Consider the following 16,373-nt stretch of genomic DNA (forward strand, 5'->3'; position numbering starts at 1 on the left):
GTTCTCTCCTTAGATTCCTGCGGTGGCCGCGTCGGTGGCGGAGTTGGCGGACGAAGCGGCCGAGATGTAGCGGCTGCGGGGGCGTGCCAGGCCCAATTGGTCCCGGAACGTGCCGTCCCGTTCCGTCCGAGCCAGGACGCCGCGGCGGCGGAGTTCCGGCAGGACCAGGCGGCTGAGTTCCTCCAGGTCGGTGTCCAGCACGGCCGGGTGCAGGCGGACGCCGTCGGCCGGGGCGCGTTTCCCGGTGGCGGCGGGTGAAAGCAGCCCGGCCAGTAGCTCGATCAGCTCCTCGGCGCTGCCGAGGAATCGCGCCCGCGGGCTTGCCCACGGGGTGTGCGCGTCCAGGGCGGCGAGCCTTTCGGCTGCGGGCTGCCCGCGGGAGTCGAGGACGACGTCGAGCTCGGCGATTAGCGCCGGGGCGCCCGCTGCGCCGAACGCGGCCAAGGCTTCCCGCGTTTCCGCGAGTTCGGCGGCGAGCAGTTCCGCGGTTGGAGCAGAGACCAGCAGCCCATCGACGGCGGCAAGCTCCTCGGGTGCCAGCAGTCCGGCCGGTGCCAGCACGGGAAGCTGGCCCTGGAGCGGTCGCGGGATGATCGACGGTCCCTTGACGGAGTAGGTACCGCCCTCAAAATCGATGTGGTGGAGCTTGTCCACGTCCAGGTAGCGGCCGGTGGGGACATCGCGGATCACCGCGTCGTCCTCCCAGCTGTCCCAGAGCCTGCGGCTGACCTCGATGGCGTCCGTGGCTTCCTGTGCCAGGTGGCCCCCGCTGACTGTTTCGCGGCCGACGGCGGCGGCGTCGGCGGAGCTGGTCGAGGCGGCCACGAGCCAGCCGGCCCGGCCACCGGAGACGTAGTCCAGGCTCGCGAGCTGGGTGGAGACGTGGAACGGCTCCGTGTACACCGTGTCCACTTCCGGGATCAGGGCGATGGAACGCGTGATGGGTCCGGCGAAGGCGGCGCGCTGCAGGGCGTTGAGCCGTGCGGCCGAATTCGGTCCGGCCCCCTCCTCTGCCAGCGGGGCGTCGCTAAAGGTGGCGGCATGGAAGCCGGCGCTTTCCGCGGCCAGGACCACCTCGCGGAGCCGGGCAGGGGTCAGTACCGAGGCGGGGGCCGTGCGGGTGGCCCGCCAGGCGGCCGGGTGGACGCCGGCGCCGTCGAGTTCAATGACCAGCACGCCGGCGCCCTGGCCGGCAGGCCGGGGGCCACGCGAAAGAGGTGAAGTGCTCATGATGCGTCCTGACGTTCGTAGGGAGTCTGCTCTCCGGCTTCAACGGCAACCGGCAGGCGGTTCTCCGACGGCGGCAGCGGGCAGGTGGCGAGGTCCGTGTAGGCGCAGGGCAGGTTCACGGCCCGATTGAAGTCGAGTGTGACGGTGCCGTCCGGGCCGGGGGCCGCAACGCTCAGTGAGCGGTTCGCCGAGTACGTCGTTGTTCCCGACGTGGCGTCGGTGAACAGCACGGACAATGTGCCCGGGACGTGGCCGTTGAAGGCGGTGAGGACGAGGTCGTTGCCCCGCAGCCGGAACCGGAGCTCGCCGGGCGCCTCATAGACATGGTGGATGCCCTCGGCGGCGGCGCCGACAGTGGTGCTCCGCGGCTGGTCAAAAGGGACAAATATGCCTGTTACGGAATATTCAGGTTTCGGCGTGTAGGCAGGCGTTCCCCGGTAGCCGGTGAGCAGCGGATTCAGGGGATGCCGCGGCCGCACGACGTAGCGGCCGCCGCGTTTGGCGAGCTCGATCACGGTATGCCCGGCGCCGGTGTCCTCCACTCTGAGGTTGAGCCCTTCTCGCTCGGAAATCGGGCCGAGGAACACGGTGGCCCCGGTGCCGTCGGCGTTCAGCTCCTGTCCGGCGCGGAGGACGCGTTCGCCGGCCCGCAAAACCAGGCGGACGACGTCGTTCTCCACGCTCCAAGTGCCGGGCGCGCCGTCGAGACGCGTGGGCGAGGCGTCAAGCCAGTGCAGGTGGGTGACGGCGAGGAAGCCGTGCGGATCTGCGCGCTGGCGTTCGTGCGCGGCGCGCCACTCGGCCCAGTCCGCGGCGAAGGCCTCGGTGCCGTCGGCTGATTCAGTGGGCGTAGACATGGGGGCTCCTGTGGTTGGCGTGGTCGGAGGGGATGTGGGCTGCGGTGTCAGGTTCGGTGGCGCCTGCTTTTCCGGCGAGGCTGGCCTGGGCGCGGCCGGCGTAGGGATCGCCCGCGCCCCACAGGGTGGTCGGCGCCGCGGCGCGGATGGCCGGGACGACCTCGAGCGCGAACCGTTCCAGGATGTGAAGCTGCTGCTCGAACGGCTGCGTGGTGGGCAGGGAAATGGACTGGAGGTCGTGGCCGTAGAGCTCGTGGTAACTGAGGATCTTGTCGATCACCTGTTCCGGGCTGCCGACAAGGGCGGGTCCCTCGGCGACGGCATGGTCGATGTCCCGGTACGGCGAGTTGTTGCCGGGGACGTCCCGGCCGGCGGTGAGCGCCTCATAGACCGGCCCGAACTGGCGTTTGGCCTCCTGGGTGGTGTCCGCGATGAACACCCCGCCCGCGCCGGCGCCCGAGCCAAGGTACTGGCGCTTCGGGTCGTGGCCGTGGCGTTCGTACTCCGCCCGGTAGTGCTCAATCAGCACGGCGTAGTTCTCGCGCGGCTGGATCGCGTTGGCGGTGAACAGCGGGTCGCCCCACTTGGCGGCCAGCGCTGCGGAGGCCAGGCTTGTGGCCGAACCGTGCCAGACCCTCGGTGCCCCGGCGAACGGCCGCGGCGTCGTGGTGGTGGGTTCGGTCAGTGCGGGGCGGAACCGGCCGGACCAAGTGACGTTCTCCTCGGTCCAGAGCCGCCGCAGCAGCCCGTATTTTTCGGCCAGCAGCTCCCATTGGTCGTTAAGGTCCAGGCCGAAGAGCGGGTACTGCAGCACCTCGTTGCCCTTGCCGATGACGAGTTCCAGCCGGCCGCCGCTGAGCTGGTCGATCGTGGCGTAGTCCTCCGCGACCCGCACCGGATCCAGCACGGACAGCACGGTCACTCCGCTCTGCAGCCGGATGGTACTGGTCACCGCGGCGATGGCTGCCAGGACAGTCGTGGGGGAGGAGGAGATGAACTCGCCGGCGTGCCGTTCCCCGACGGAGAAGCTCTCGTAGCCGAGTGCCTCGGCGCGCTGCGCGGTCCGGACCACCTGGTTGAGCCGGTCGGCGGTGGAAACGATCTCGCCGGTCACCGGGTTCTTCAGGTGCGGAATGATGTCCAGGACTTGAAACTTCATTTGCCCGTCCCGAAGTTTGCTTCGTTGACCGTTTTCGACTCCGGGAGAGCTTCCTCGGAGAGGCCCCAGCGCTCGAGGACCTTGCCGTAGGAGCCGTCCTGGATGGCGGAATTCAGCGCGTCGGTGATGGCGGGGGCCAGGCCGTTGCCCTTGAGCGTGGTCGCGGCCACGAGGGTCTCCGACGGCCAGCCGGCGTTGACCTTGCCGACGACCAACAGGTCCTCTCGCGTGTTCTCGCGGTAGGTCACGGACGGGAACGGGGCGATGTTCAGGTCGGTGCGGCCGGAGGACAGCGCCAGGATCGTATCGGCGTCGGAGGAGTAGTACTGCAGGACCGCGGGGGCCTTGCCCTTGGCCTCCAGTTCCTTGTTCCAGGCGATCAGGATCTTCTCCTGGTTCGTGCCGGAGCCCACGGAGATTTTCAGGCCGGAGATGTCGTCCGAGCCCTTGATGTCGTAGCTGGAGCCCTTTTTGGCCTCGAAGCCCATGTAGGCCGCCCGGTAGCTGGAGAAGTCGAAGAGCTTCACGCGGGCAGCGTTGATGCCGACGTTGGAGAACACGGCCTCGAAGTCGCCGGACTGGGTTTTCAGCGGCCAGTTCTCCCACGAGGTCACCTGGACATCGAGCTCCAGGCCCAGCTTGTCCGCGACCAGCTGGGCGATGTCGAGCTCGACGCCGATCGGGGTCTTGTCGTCGCTGGCGTGGAAAGACAGCGGGATGGAGCCGGCGGTGGTTGCCACGGTCAGCTTGCCGTCCTTGTTGATCAGCTCGGGGACTTTCGCGGCCAGGGCCGGGTCCTTGTCCGCGCGGAGTCGCTGCTGGTCCGGCGAGGTGTTGTAGACGACGCCGTTCCGGGCCGCCGTCGTGGCCGGCTGCGCTCCGGCCGCCGCGGCGCCCGGGTCGGAGCAGCCGCTCAGCGCCAGCGTCCCGGACAGGGTGCCGAGGAGGGCGACGGCGGGAAGCGCCGCGAGCTGGCGGAAACGGCGAGTGCGGGGGGTGCGAGGTGCCATGAGAGGGGGTCCTTAGATGTTGAAGGCGGGTTCGATCACCTTGGAGAAGAAGCTGCGGGTGCGAACTTCGCGTGGGTTGGTGAAAATGTCCTTGGGGCTGCCTTGTTCGACGATCTGGCCTTCGTCCATGAAGACCACGGTGTCCGCGACGTCGCGGGCGAAGCCCATCTCGTGGGTGACGATGATCAGCGTGGTGCCGGACGTGGCGAGCTCGCGGATGACGTCGAGGACCTCGTTGACGAGTTCCGGGTCCAGGGCCGAGGTGGGTTCGTCGAAGAGCAGGATCTTGGGGTCCAGGGCCAGGGCGCGGGCAATGGCCACGCGCTGCTGCTGGCCGCCGGAGAGCTGGCGGGGGTAGGCGCCGGCACGGTCCTTAAGACCCACCCGGTCCAGCAGTTCCAGCCCGCGTTCGCGCGCCTCGGCCCGGGTGAGGCGCGGTTTTCCGGAACGCGGTGCAACGACGGGCGCTTCCGTCACGTTTTCCAGCGCCGTGAGGTGCGGGAACAGGTTGAAGTTCTGGAACACCATGCCGATCTCGGTGCGCTGTTTGAGGACGTCCTTTTCGCGCAGTTCGTGGAGGGTGCTGCCGCGGACCTCGTAGCCCACCAGGGTCCCGTCGATGGCGATGAAGCCGCCGTCGACCTTTTCCAGGTGGTTGATGGTGCGCAGCAGGGTGGACTTGCCGGAACCGGAGGGTCCGACGATCACTGCCACGCCGCCCGGCTCCACCGTCAGGGTGATGCCTTTGAGGACCTCCGTGGCGCCGAAGGATTTGCGGACTTTGGTGATTTCCACGAGGCCGCGGGTGATCCCGGCGTCTTGGTGAACGGCGGCCGGGGCAGTGGGGATTTCGGTGGCACGGGTGCTCATCGGGTGACCTTCGCTGAGTTGTCGGCGGACAGGGCATGAGTGGACAGGAATTTGCGGGCCTTCTGCAGCGGAGTCAGGGGCAACGTGCGGACGGCGCCCTTGGAGTAGTGCCGCTCGATGTAGTACTGGAAGACGCTCAGCACCGATGTGATGACGACGTACCAGAGGGTCGCCACGAGCAGCAGCGGCAGGACCTGCTGGGTGCGGTTGTAGATGACCTGGACGGTGTAGAAGAGCTCGGAGTAGGCCAGCACGTAGACAATGGACGTGCCCTTGACCAGGCCGATGATCTCGTTGAAGGCTGTGGGCAGGATGGCGCGCATGGCCTGCGGCAGGACGATCCGGGTGGAGCGCCGCCAGGCCGGGATCCCTAGCGCGGCTGCGGCCTCCACCTGGCCCTGGTCAACGGAGAGGATGCCGCCGCGGATGATCTCGGCCGAGTAGGCCGCCTGGTTCAGGGTCAGGCCGAGCACTGCCGCCGCGAACTGGCTGATCAGCGTGGTGGTCTGGACTTCGAAGAACCGGACATCGGTGAACGGGAGCCCTAAGCTGATCTTCTCGTAGAGATAGCCCAGGTTGTACCAGAGCAGCATCTGTACCAGCAGGGGAGTGGAGCGGAAGATCCAGGAGAAGGTCCAGGACACGGAGACCAGCAGGGGCGACGCGGAGAGGCGCATCAGGGCCAGGATGAAGCCCAGCACGAAGCCGAGGATCCCGGAGATGGCGGTCAGCTTGAGGGTTTCCAGCAGGCCGTCAACGATCGACTTCGCCGTGAACCATTGCGCCACGACGCCCCACTCCCAGCGCGGGTTCGTGGCGAGGGACCAGGCAATACCGGCGACGCCCAGGGCCACGACGGCGGTGCCCACCCACCGCCAGGGGTGGCGGGCCGGGACCACGCGGTACTCGGCGTAGTCGGTGGCGGCGCCACGGTTTCCCGGTTGGGATCCGGCATTGCCAGCCCCGGCCGGAACCGCCGTGGCTGCCTCGGCCGCGGCAGTGTCCTCGGGTGTGGTTGTAGTGCCGGCAGACGCCGGTGCGGACTGCGCCACCTTGGTTGTTGTCGAACTCATGCGCCACCTCGCTTCTTCCAGTTGCTTCGTCGGGGGGTCGGGATTCCTGCAAATCTAGGGGCGCCCCAAAGTCCCGGCAAGGCGGGAAGTTGCATTCGTTCACCGGGCTTCTCGCGGCGTCATGAGTCGGTTTTTTGCGCTGTTTGACGCGTCGTGACGCGGGGTGAACAGCCGTGACCGGCGCCTCGACCGGAGCCTCTTGGCTTGCCTAGCATGGGGCCCTGGAGCACCCGAAATGTGCCGTCCCGAGGAGGAGTTTCCATGCCAGCGAATGCCCCCACCGTGGTCTTTGTCGGCGGCGGCCCCCGCACGGCCGGCATCCTGGAGCGCCTCGCCGCCAACCGGCCGGAGCTCTTCGACGCGCCCTTGGACATTCACGTGATCGAGCCGCACACCGCGGGTTCCGGGCGGATCTGGCGCTACGAACAGCACCCGGGCCTCATGCTCAATTCGGCCGCGGCGGACGTCACCATGTTCACCGACGCCTCCGTGGCCTGCGACGGTCCCGTGGCTGACGGCCCGGCCCTGGCTGACTGGGCCGCCGGCATGCTGGACGGCACCATCGCGGACGTCCCGGAGCTGCCGGCGGACCTGCGGCGCCAGCTGAGGGAACTCTCCGGCACCACCTTCCCCACGCGGCAGCTTCAAAGCGCTTACCTGGAATGGTTCTTCCGGCGCGCGGTCGGACGGCTCGCTCCGGACGCCGCCGTCACTGTCCACAAGGACACCGCGGTCGGCATCGAGTCCCTCCCAACCACGCAAAGGGAGGACGACGGCGGCGGGTACCTCGTGCGGCTGGCCGGCGGCGCAGCGCTGCCGGCCGACGTCGTGGTTTTCGCGCTCGGCCACACCGACTCGCTGCCGGATGAGACTTCCGCGGCGTGGGCGGACTTCGCCGCCCGCCACGGCCGATTCCACGCGGCCCCCAGCTACACCACCGACGTCGACTATGCACCGATCATCCCGGGCCAGGACGTGATTGTCTCCGGTATGGGCCTGGCCTTTGTAGACCTCCTGGTCCTGCTGATGGAGGGCCGGGGCGGACGCTTTGAGGACACCTCCGACGGCAGGCTGCGGTATGTGCCCTCCGGTGCCGAACCACGAATCTGGGCAGGATCCCGGCGGGGCGTGCCCTACCATTCCAAGATTTCCTCGACGCTGCGCGGTGAACCCGCCGAATCCCCGCGCTTCTTCACGGCGGAGGCCGTTGATGCCCTCCTCGCCGAGCACGGCGAGCTGGATTTCCGCACCCAGCTGTGGCCGCTGATCGCCAAGGACGCCGGATATGGCTACTACCGCGAGCTGCTCACGGGCTACCCGGAGCGGGCCGTCATCGGCTGGACCGAGTTCGCCGAGCGGTACGCCGCCGTCGACTGGTACAGCCCGGAGCGCCCCCGGCTGGTGGCAGACGCCGTCCCGGACACGGACCTGCATCTGGACCTGGAACACTTGGACCACCCCTTCGCAGGCCGGGAGCTCGCCGGACTTTCCGACGTCCAGTCCGCCGTCACGGCCCACATAGAGCACGACCTCCGGCTGCGCACAAGCCTGGACCACTCGGAAACCCTGGCCCTCTTCACGGCGCTGCTCAAGGTCTACATGGAGCTGGGCCGCCTGGTGCCGCCGGAGCGGCTGAATTCCCGTTCGCAGCAGGCCGTCCACGGCTGGTGGCACGGGTTCTTCAGCTTTGTCGACTCAGGACCGCCGCCGCGCCGGCTCCGCGAGATGCTGGCCCTGCACCGGGCAGGCGTCCTGCGGTTCATTGGCCCCGGGCTGGAGATCCAGGCGGAGGAGGAATCCGGCCGGTTCGTCGGCACCTCGGCCCAGACCGGTGCCACAGTGCGTGCCACCGCGCTGATCGAGGCCCGCCTTCCGGCGCCGTCCGTTGCCCGGTCGGCCAACCCGCTGTTGCGCCAGCTGCACCGCTCGGGCCTCGGCGCCGAGCAGCAGCTCCTCAGCACCGACGGCCTGCACTCAACCGGGCGGCTGCTCGTCTCCGACCGCAACGAGGTGCTCAGCCCGATGGGGGAACCGAGCCGCCGACTGTTCGGCGTCGGGCCCGGAACGTCCGGCTGGGGAGCAGGGGCCTTTGCGAGGCCCGGCACCAACGCGGCGCCCTTTCGGGAAAACGACGCCCTGGCCCGGCGCATCCTGACCGTCCTGGCCGGGCACCGGCGCCATGCGGGGCAGCCTGATACCGTGGCGGAAAACCCGGCCCCAGCCACTCTCCAGGGAAAGGCCTGACATGAACCAGCACACCATCCCGGCGCCAGCGCCTCTGCGCCGTTCGGGGCTGACGGTGCTTGACCTGGACATGGGCGATCCCCGCGTCCGCCCACTGCTGGACGAGCTGGCCACGGAATACGACACGCGCTATGCCGACCTATTCGGCCGCGGAGCGGCTGCCGAGGAACTCAACCGCTACCCGGCGGAGGCCTTCGCAGGTCCGGACGGTGCGCTGCTGATCATCCAGGAGGACGGCGAGTCCGTCGCGGGCGGGGCGTTCCGCCGGCACGGGCCAGACACTGCCGAGTTCAAGCGGATCTGGACCCACTCCGCGCACCGCCGCCGCGGCCTGGCCCGGCTCGTCCTCGAGGAACTCGAGACTTTGGCGGCCCTCCGCGGCTACCGGAAGGTCTACCTGACCACCGGGCCGAGGCAGCCCGAGGCGAAGCACCTCTATCTCAACACCGGTTACGCGGCCCAGTTCGACCTGTCCGCGGATCCGGAAACCATCGGCCCGCTGGCGTTCACGAAAGACCTGGCCCAGGTCAGCCGCTAGAGTTCAAGAAGAACTAGAACCTACACCGCAGCGCTTTTCTGCTGCGGAGAAGTACCCGGGAGACATCAGTGCGGCACGGAGCCAAGCCCACCATCCGCGATGTCGCGGAGGCGGCAGGGGTGTCCCTGACCACCGTCTCGTATGTGCTTTCCGGCCGCCCCGGCGGGAACACCCGGATCAGCCAGCCCACGCAGGACCGCGTGCTGGCCGCGGTGCACGAACTCGGCTATGTGCCCAACCGGGCCGCCCGCGGGATGCGGCGCGGCCGCACCGACGTCGTCGCCGTGGCCATCACCGACCTCGACGATTCCTGGGACCGGGCGCTGGCCGCCGCAGTGGCCAGTATCCTCCCGCGGCACGGCTACCAGCCGGTCGTCCTGGTGGGCGACAGCTGGCGGCAGTTCATGCTCTCCGGCGGAGCCGACGGCGTTATCCTCGGCTCCGTTCCGGCGGACCGGCCGCGCGAAGAGATTGAGACCATGGCCGAACTCGTGGAGCGGGGCGTGGGTCTGCTGGTCTTTTCGGACACCCTGCAACCGGACGGTTTTGATGTGCTGGCACCGCGGACCGCGGGGGATGCCCCCGTAGCCGCGGAGCGCGCCGTCACCCGGTTGCTCTCCCGGCTGCCGGGTTAGGCACTCCCGTCACAACCGCGCTTCGCAGGCGATGATCGCCGCAGGAGCCACGGCAGCGACGATCTTGCTAAAGTTGCACCTGCAGGACGAGCCACGGCCGCTTCCGGCCGGCGCCTCAGCCGCAACTTCCCCTCCGGTGCAGTGTCGCGCCCCTTCCTTCGTGCCGACGTCCTTGCCGACGTCGCCAGCCGTTGCAGAGCAACGAAGCCGCCGCGGCGCGTCTTCCCGAGATTGAACGGAGCCAGCCATGGCCACCAAGACCGCCGGAACCGCCCTGTCCCCGGAACAGCTCCAATCAGTCCGCGGCACCCTCCGGTCCCCGCGCCGGCTCAAAACCGAAGTCCTCGGCGGGCTCGTCGTGGCGCTGGCGCTCATCCCCGAGGCCATCGCCTTCTCAATCATCGCCGGCGTCGACCCCCGGATCGGGCTCTTCGCCTCCTTCACCATCGCGGTCACGATCGCCGTCGTCGGCGGCCGGCCGGCAATGATTTCGGCGGCCACCGGCGCCGTCGCCCTGGTGATCGCCCCGCTGATGAAATCACATGGCCTGGACTATCTCGTCGCCGCGGTGATCCTGGCCGGGATCTTGCAGATCGTCCTTGGCCTGTCCGGTGTGGCGAAGCTGATGCGCTTCATCCCGCGGTCGGTGATGGTGGGGTTCGTCAATGCACTGGCCATCCTGGTCTTTATGTCACAGATCCCCGAGCTGATCGGCGTCCCCTGGCTGGTCTATCCGCTCACGGCGGCGGGGCTGCTCATTGTCTTCGGGCTGCCGAGGCTGACCAAATCCGTGCCCGCACCGCTCGTTGCGATCGTGGTCCTCACGCTCGTCACGGTCCTGGCCAGCGTCGCCGTCCCGACGGTGGGGGACAAGGGCGAGCTGCCCGATGCCCTGCCGTCCCTGTTCCTCCCCAACGTGCCGTTGACGCTCGAAACCTTGCGGGTCATTTTCCCGTTCGCCCTGGCCATGGCCTTCGTGGGGCTGCTCGAATCCCTCATGACGGCGAAGCTCGTCGACGACATCACCGACACCCGCTCACCCAAGACCCGTGAGGCCTGGGGCCAGGGCATCGCGAACATCGTGACCGGCTTCTTCGGCGGAATGGGTGGCTGCGCGATGATCGGGCAGACGATGATCAACGTCAAGGCCTCCGGCGCCCGGACCAGGATCTCCACCTTCCTGGCCGGCGTCTTCCTGCTGATCCTCGTGGTGGTCCTGGGCGACGTCGTCTCGCTGATCCCGATGGCCGCGCTGGTGGCCGTGATGATCTTCGTTTCCGTGGCCACGTTTGACTGGCACAGCATCCGGCCTTCCACACTGAAGGCCCTGCCCCGGAGCGAAACGCTGGTGATGGTGGCCACGGTGATCGTTGTGGTCGCCACCCACAACCTGGCGATCGGCGTTGGCGTCGGCGTGCTGGTGGCGACGGTGCTGTTCGCCCGCCGCGTGGCGCACTTCGTCACGGTGGACCGCGCCGTGGCCGACGTCGACGGCAGCCCGGTCGCCACCTACACGGTCGACGGAGAACTCTTCTTCGCCTCGTCAAATGACCTCTACACGCAGTTCGACTACGCCCTGGACCCGGAACGGGTGGTCATCGACATGCACGCCAGCCACCTGTGGGACGCCTCCACCATCGCTTCGCTGGATGCCATCACCGAGAAGTACCGGCGCCACGGCAAGACCGTGGACGTCGTGGGCCTCAACGACGCCAGTCTCCTGATGCGTCAACGCCTCGCCGGAAAGCTCGGCGCAGGAGAATAGGTGGTGTTCGCCGTGGCGCGTGCTGCCGTGGCGGCCGAATTCGCCGGATGCAGCGGGAATTTGCACTAATCTGGGGGCGTGGCAAGCATTCGAGAAGCTCAAAAGCAGATGACCCGCCGGCTGTTGCTCGAGAAGGGGCTGGAGCTCTTTGAGGAGAAGGGGTTCGCCGCGACGACGGTGGACGACATCGCCGCTGCCGTGGGCACCACCCGGGCCACCTTTTATGCGCATTTTCCGTCCAAGGCCCAGCTCATGCGGTCGCTGGTCGAACGGTCCAACGAGCTGCTGACCGAGGCCGATGTCCCGCCGCTGCATTCGGTGGTGGAATCCGGGGACCGTGACTTGATCCGGGTCTGGCTCGCGCGGAAATTTGAGCAGTGGGCCGAAATCCGCCCCTACGTGGTGGCGGCACACCAGGCCGCGGCCAGTGAGCCGGACATCCAGGCGGCACTGGACCAGTGGTTCGACACGGCGATTGACGACATGCAGGCGGGCCTGGACCGGGCCGGGCGTTTCGATGCACCGAGCCGCCGGGTGCGGTGCGCGCTGGCCTTCGGCGAGCTGGAGTTCTTTTCCCGGCGCTGGATGCGGCTCGGCTGGACCGTGGACCGCAATGTTTCGCTGGATTTGATGGTCGACAACTGGTGCTTCCTGCTGACTGAATGATCAGGAAGCACCAGTCGCCCGGGGTCAGTTCTGGTCGTCCGCCGTCTTGCGGGTGGTGAACGGCAGGACGAGGCGGGACGGGTGGGCGGCGTCGCGGTAGATCTTGTGGGTGACGGGCCGGCCCACCGGGAGGTGGAAGGCATCCGGCGGGAGCAGCGCGTTGTGCTCGTCGGCCAGCGGCTCGCCGTTGGACAATTCCGCCGTCAGCTTGTGGCCGGGTTTGAAGGTGTTCGCGAACGGGTAGAGGCGCAGTACGTACTCCTCGATCGTTCCCGGCTCCACCGGCACGGCGCGGGTGTGCGGGTGGTACGGGTTGCCTTCGGTGGTCCGGGCTTCGTCGAGCTCGCGGTGTGAGGCCTTGAGGTAGCCGCTGGTGATGAGCTGGCGTTTGCCGTTGGGGGCGTAATCCCACAGGCGCAGGATGAAGTTAGTGTCCGGCTGGTCGATCTCGGCGAAGATGTGCGCGGCTCCGGTGCCGATCATCTCCGTGTCCTCCTCGAAGACCGGGGTGGACCAGCTGATGATTTCGACCTTGTCGGTCACCGTCAGCGGCGCCTGGTAGAAGCCGTCGGGGGCGGCGTACTCTGAACCCATCAGCTCGGGCTCGGGAGACAGCTTGTGCCGCGGGCGCAGGTAGAGGGACTGGTATTCGATCTCCTTCGGCGGCCACTGGTCCGCGGTCACCACCTCGCGCGAGCCTTCCACGAAGACGCTCACGGCAGGTTCGTCCATGATGCCGTTGTCGATGCCCTTGATCCAGTAGTCGTACCACCGGAACATCTTGTCGTGCTCCTCGATGAAGGGGCGGGACTGCATCGGCGGGTAGGGGCCGATGTCCAGCTTCTTGGGTCCCTTCAGCGAATCGAACAGCTCGATGGTGCCGTCCAGGGTCCAGCCGCGGCCCTGGTCGAGCTGCAGCCAGACCGGGATGTCGATGTTCGGCGCCAGCGTGACGGGGTTGCGCTCCTTGTACCAGTCGCCGTCGAGTTCGTTCATCACGATGTCGAACCAGGCCTCGTGGTTTTTCGGGTAGTTCAGCACGTGCACCAGGTTCGGCCAGGCGGCCACGTCCGGATCCTGCAGGCGCTCCTGGACGAGCTTCTTCAGCTCCTCCGGGGGGTACTTCTCGATCATGCGGGACTTGACGCCGTCGGTGAACGCCCAGCCGGAGTCGCCGCCGCGGCCTTCGCGGGCGGCACGCGGCATGAACCACATGATGCCGCCGTGGTACGTGGTCTCGTAGAAGTCGTAGTGGCCGCCGGAGACGAAGATCGCCTTCAGGTGCGGCGGGCGCTCGGCCGCGGCCAACACCTGCATGGAGCCGAAGTAGGAGATACCCACCATGCCGACGTTGCCGTCGCACCAGGGCTGCTCGGCAACCCACTCGATGAAGTCGTAGGCGTCCTGGCCCAGCGAGACACCGCCGGCGTTGTAGTTGCCGATGTGCTCGCCGTCGGAGTGGCCGGAACCGCGCAGGTCGCCGATGACGTGGACGTAGTCCTCTTTGACGATCCGGGCGATGTCGCCGGCCTCGATGCAGCCATCCCACATCGGGCTGGGGCGCCGCTGCGGCGGAGTGGTCAGGGCGAGGGCCTGCAGTTCCTTGCCGTACGGGCTCAGCGCCACCAGCGCGGGGCGGGGCTTGTCATCGATACCCTGGTAAGCGTCAGCGGCGAGCTCGACGCCGTCCCGCATCGGAACCCGGAGGTCCTTGCGGATGGCAATCTTCTCCCCGCCTGCATTCCACGTGATGAAATCGGTCATGAGTGCAGCTCCTTGTAAACCTTCGGTTGCCAGATGTCCCGCTGGCAGACACGCTCTCCAGAGCGTGACGTAATCATATTATTATAATAAAGTAGGTGGGGCAAGACCACATCGTCCTCGAGGAGACAACCATGACCCAAGAAGTGAATGTCCATCCGCTGGTGTCGCCCTGGGGCCGGTTCGGCCTCTACAGCTTCTTCATCGACGCCCCCGAGCCGGCCATTGTCGACACCGGGATCGCCTCCTCGCCCGCCGAGGGCATGGTCCCGGCGCTCGAGAAGCTCGGCCGCCGCATCGAGGACGTGCGCTGGATCCTGCTGACGCACGGCCACATCGACCACCTCGGCGGAGCGCACGCCCTGTGGGAACTCACGGGCCGGCGCGCCAAAGTCGTGATCCATCAGGCCGACGCGCCCCTGCTGCGGTCCCGGCGCGCGCACGTGGACCAGTACGTGGAGGTGCGTCAGCAGTACCTCGACAATCCGAACGCCGTCGATGAGCAGACGAAGGCGGCAGACCACGTCATCTCCGGCGAGATGGAGCCGACCATGCTGGTGACGGGCGGCGAAACCCTGTCCCTGGGCGGTGACGTCACCGTCTCCGTGCACCACATCCCGGGCCACACCGCCGGGTCCGTGGCCTACGTGGTGGACGGTCAGCAGTCGGTCTTCGTCGGCGACGCCGTCCAGATCCACGGGGCCGCGAACGGTTTCCCCGGCTACGAGGATCCGGTCGCCTACCGCTCGAGCCTGCAGTACCTGCGCGACGAGGTCCGCCCGCAGCACCTGTACCTGGGCCACCCGTACCGGAACGCCGAGGGTGTGCCCTACGGCGTCGAGCTCGACCGCGACGCGGCACGGACTGCCCTGCAGGGGAGCCTGGACCTCGAGGCCAGGATCGACGACGCCGCGCGCCGCTATCTGCGCGGCGGCCTGCAGGAGACGGACTCCCCGTACTCCCCGTTCGCGCCGGTCGCCGAGGAGCTCGGCTACACGGGCGACCCCACGCTGGAGCCCTCGCCGTTCTTCACCACGCTGCACGGCTACCGCCGGCTGGCCGGCTGACGCCCTCCCGGGAGACCATCTCAAGCACGACGGCGGCACGCACCCAAGGGATGCGTGCCGCCTTTTTTGCGTGCCGAATCAGCCGGCGGCCGTCACGGTATCCGCGTTGGCAGCCTCCGCCTGGCTTTCGTCCCGGCCCTTCCGTGCCGCCGACTTTGCTGCCAGTGGAACGAACGTGAAAGCCAGCGCGGCAAAGAGACCCGGAATGGCGAAAAAGAGGAAGTTCATCTGGACCGGCAGGGCGAGGGTCAACAGGACACCACCGAAGGTCGGTCCCACGATCGCCCCGAGCCGCCCGACACCGGAGGCCAAGCCGATCGCCGTCGAGCGCATAAAGGACGGGTAATACTGGGAGACGAAGGAATAGGAGATGTTCTGGGCTCCCATGGTGCAGGCGCCGGTGATGAAGACCAGCAGCAGCAGGATCGCCATGTTGTTGCCGAAGCCCAACAGCGTCAGCGAGATCGCGGAGATCACGAACATCGGGATGAGTACCTTCTTCACGCCCCACTTGTCGGCGAGCTTGCCCAGCACCAGGGTGCCAACGATGGCTCCCACGTTCAGCACGATCATAAAGGTCAGGCTGGAATCCAGCGCATATCCCGCCTCGATCATCAGCTTGGGCAGCCACGTCGACACCCCGTTGATCATGAGCAGGCACATAAAGAAGGCAATCCAGATCATAAGCGTGCCCAGCGCGCGGTGGTTCTTGAACAGTGCACCTACAGGGCTGCCTGCTTCCTTCTCCTGCAGTCCGCTGAATTCCACGTCCGCCGGAAGGGCAGCCGCGGGGTTCACCTTCGAGAGCGCGGAGCGCAGCTCGCTAAACCGCCCCTGTTCCAGGAGTACGGCGGGGGAGTCCAGGAAGTACTTCAACATGAACGGCAGGAAGAGCAGCGGAAGGACGGCAACAAAGTAGACGACATGCCAGCCGAAGTCGGGAAGCAGCAGCATGGAGACGAAGGCGGCCAGGATGCCGCCCACGGAAAAGAAGCACATAACAACGGCGACCAGGGTGTTCGCGCGCCCTTTCGGAGCGTAATCGGTCAGCATGGCAATCAGGCAGGGCAGGATGCCGCCGATGCCCAGACCGCCCAGGAACCGCAGCACCGAGAACTCCAGCGGTCCGGGTGCGAACCCGCACAGGGCCGAGGCGAGCGAGAAGAGGATGACGCTTGCCGTGAGCACCCGCTTCCGCCCGAGCCGGTCTGCCAGGATCCCGAACAGGATGGCGCCGACCATCATCCCGAAAATGCCATAGCTGCCGATGGCCCCTGCCGCAACGGGCCCCAGCGACCACTCCTTCATCAGGACGGGCAGGACCGATCCGTAGACAACCAGGTCATACATGTCGAAGGTGATGATGAAGCAGGCCCAGAACAACATTCCGGCGTGGAAGCGGCCGAAGCGTGCCCCGCCGATGAAGTCCCTGATGTTGATGGTTGTCATGTCGATGGTTCCTAGTGATTAACGGTGCCCGAGGGTGGGCATGGATAAG

Annotated in this window: 14 protein-coding genes; 6 read left to right on the forward strand and 8 right to left on the reverse strand. The window is 67.5% G+C overall.

What is annotated here, in order from left to right:
• Positions 1-9 precede the first annotated feature (9 nt).
• The 6 genes from J2X01_RS04345 to J2X01_RS04370 are packed head-to-tail and all read right to left on the reverse strand — an operon-like array spanning position 10 to position 6,199.
• Positions 10-1,230: an LLM class flavin-dependent oxidoreductase gene (locus J2X01_RS04345; RefSeq protein WP_310051010.1), complete on the reverse strand. Its 1,221-nt coding sequence runs from the start codon at positions 1,228-1,230 to the stop codon at positions 10-12.
• Positions 1,227-2,087 carry a DUF1684 domain-containing protein gene (locus tag J2X01_RS04350; RefSeq protein ID WP_310051012.1) on the reverse strand — a complete coding sequence of 287 codons (861 nt, stop codon included), beginning with the start codon at positions 2,085-2,087 and terminating at the stop codon, positions 1,227-1,229. Before J2X01_RS04350 ends, J2X01_RS04345 begins: the two co-directional genes overlap by 4 nt.
• Complete coding sequence (locus tag J2X01_RS04355) at positions 2,071-3,246, reverse strand: LLM class flavin-dependent oxidoreductase (protein ID WP_310051015.1); 1,176 nt, start codon at positions 3,244-3,246, stop codon at positions 2,071-2,073. Before J2X01_RS04355 ends, J2X01_RS04350 begins: the two co-directional genes overlap by 17 nt.
• Positions 3,243-4,256, reverse strand: a complete 1,014-nt coding sequence (locus J2X01_RS04360) for a transporter substrate-binding domain-containing protein (protein ID WP_310051017.1) — start codon at positions 4,254-4,256, stop codon at positions 3,243-3,245. The genes J2X01_RS04355 and J2X01_RS04360 overlap by 4 nt, the downstream gene beginning before the upstream one ends.
• 12 nt (positions 4,257-4,268) lie before the next feature.
• A complete protein-coding gene (locus J2X01_RS04365; protein WP_374724932.1) occupies positions 4,269-5,126 on the reverse strand; it encodes an amino acid ABC transporter ATP-binding protein in 858 nt (285 codons plus the stop codon).
• Positions 5,123-6,199, reverse strand: coding sequence for an amino acid ABC transporter permease (locus tag J2X01_RS04370; protein ID WP_310051019.1), 1,077 nt, complete (start codon positions 6,197-6,199; stop codon positions 5,123-5,125). Before J2X01_RS04370 ends, J2X01_RS04365 begins: the two co-directional genes overlap by 4 nt.
• A 261-nt stretch (positions 6,200-6,460) precedes the next feature.
• Between J2X01_RS04370 and J2X01_RS04375 the strand changes: the two genes are divergently transcribed.
• The 5 genes from J2X01_RS04375 to J2X01_RS04395 all read left to right on the forward strand — a co-directional run bounded on the left by J2X01_RS04375 (position 6,461) and on the right by J2X01_RS04395 (position 12,047).
• A complete protein-coding gene (locus J2X01_RS04375; RefSeq protein WP_310051021.1) occupies positions 6,461-8,443 on the forward strand; it encodes an FAD/NAD(P)-binding protein in 1,983 nt (660 codons plus the stop codon).
• Position 8,444: 1 nt separating this feature from the next.
• Complete coding sequence (locus J2X01_RS04380) at positions 8,445-8,981, forward strand: GNAT family N-acetyltransferase (RefSeq protein ID WP_310051025.1); 537 nt, start codon at positions 8,445-8,447, stop codon at positions 8,979-8,981.
• Positions 8,982-9,049: 68 nt separating this feature from the next.
• Positions 9,050-9,616, forward strand: coding sequence for a LacI family DNA-binding transcriptional regulator (locus tag J2X01_RS04385; protein ID WP_310051027.1), 567 nt, complete (start codon positions 9,050-9,052; stop codon positions 9,614-9,616).
• A gap of 247 nt (positions 9,617-9,863) precedes the next feature.
• On the forward strand, positions 9,864-11,381 hold the full coding sequence (locus J2X01_RS04390) for a SulP family inorganic anion transporter (RefSeq protein ID WP_310051029.1): 1,518 nt from the start codon (positions 9,864-9,866) through the stop codon (positions 11,379-11,381).
• Between the two features lie 78 nt (positions 11,382-11,459).
• Positions 11,460-12,047 carry a TetR/AcrR family transcriptional regulator gene (locus J2X01_RS04395; RefSeq protein WP_310051032.1) on the forward strand — a complete coding sequence of 196 codons (588 nt, stop codon included), beginning with the start codon at positions 11,460-11,462 and terminating at the stop codon, positions 12,045-12,047.
• Positions 12,048-12,071: 24 nt separating this feature from the next.
• Here J2X01_RS04395 and J2X01_RS04400 read toward each other — a convergent pair whose 3' ends face one another.
• Positions 12,072-13,811: a CocE/NonD family hydrolase gene (locus tag J2X01_RS04400; RefSeq protein WP_310051036.1), complete on the reverse strand. Its 1,740-nt coding sequence runs from the start codon at positions 13,809-13,811 to the stop codon at positions 12,072-12,074.
• A 131-nt stretch (positions 13,812-13,942) separates the two neighbouring features.
• On the opposite strand from J2X01_RS04400, the gene J2X01_RS04405 reads away from it, so the two are divergent.
• Entirely contained in the window at positions 13,943-14,875 is a 933-nt protein-coding gene (locus tag J2X01_RS04405) for an MBL fold metallo-hydrolase (RefSeq protein ID WP_310051039.1), read from the forward strand.
• A 78-nt stretch (positions 14,876-14,953) separates the two neighbouring features.
• On the opposite strand, the gene J2X01_RS04410 is transcribed toward J2X01_RS04405, so the two are convergent.
• On the reverse strand, positions 14,954-16,324 hold the full coding sequence (locus J2X01_RS04410) for an MFS transporter (protein ID WP_310051042.1): 1,371 nt from the start codon (positions 16,322-16,324) through the stop codon (positions 14,954-14,956).
• Positions 16,325-16,373: the final 49 nt, after the last annotated feature.

Origin of the sequence: Arthrobacter ginsengisoli, from assembly GCF_031456935.1 — a bacterium.
GTDB lineage: Bacteria > Actinomycetota > Actinomycetes > Actinomycetales > Micrococcaceae > Arthrobacter > Arthrobacter ginsengisoli.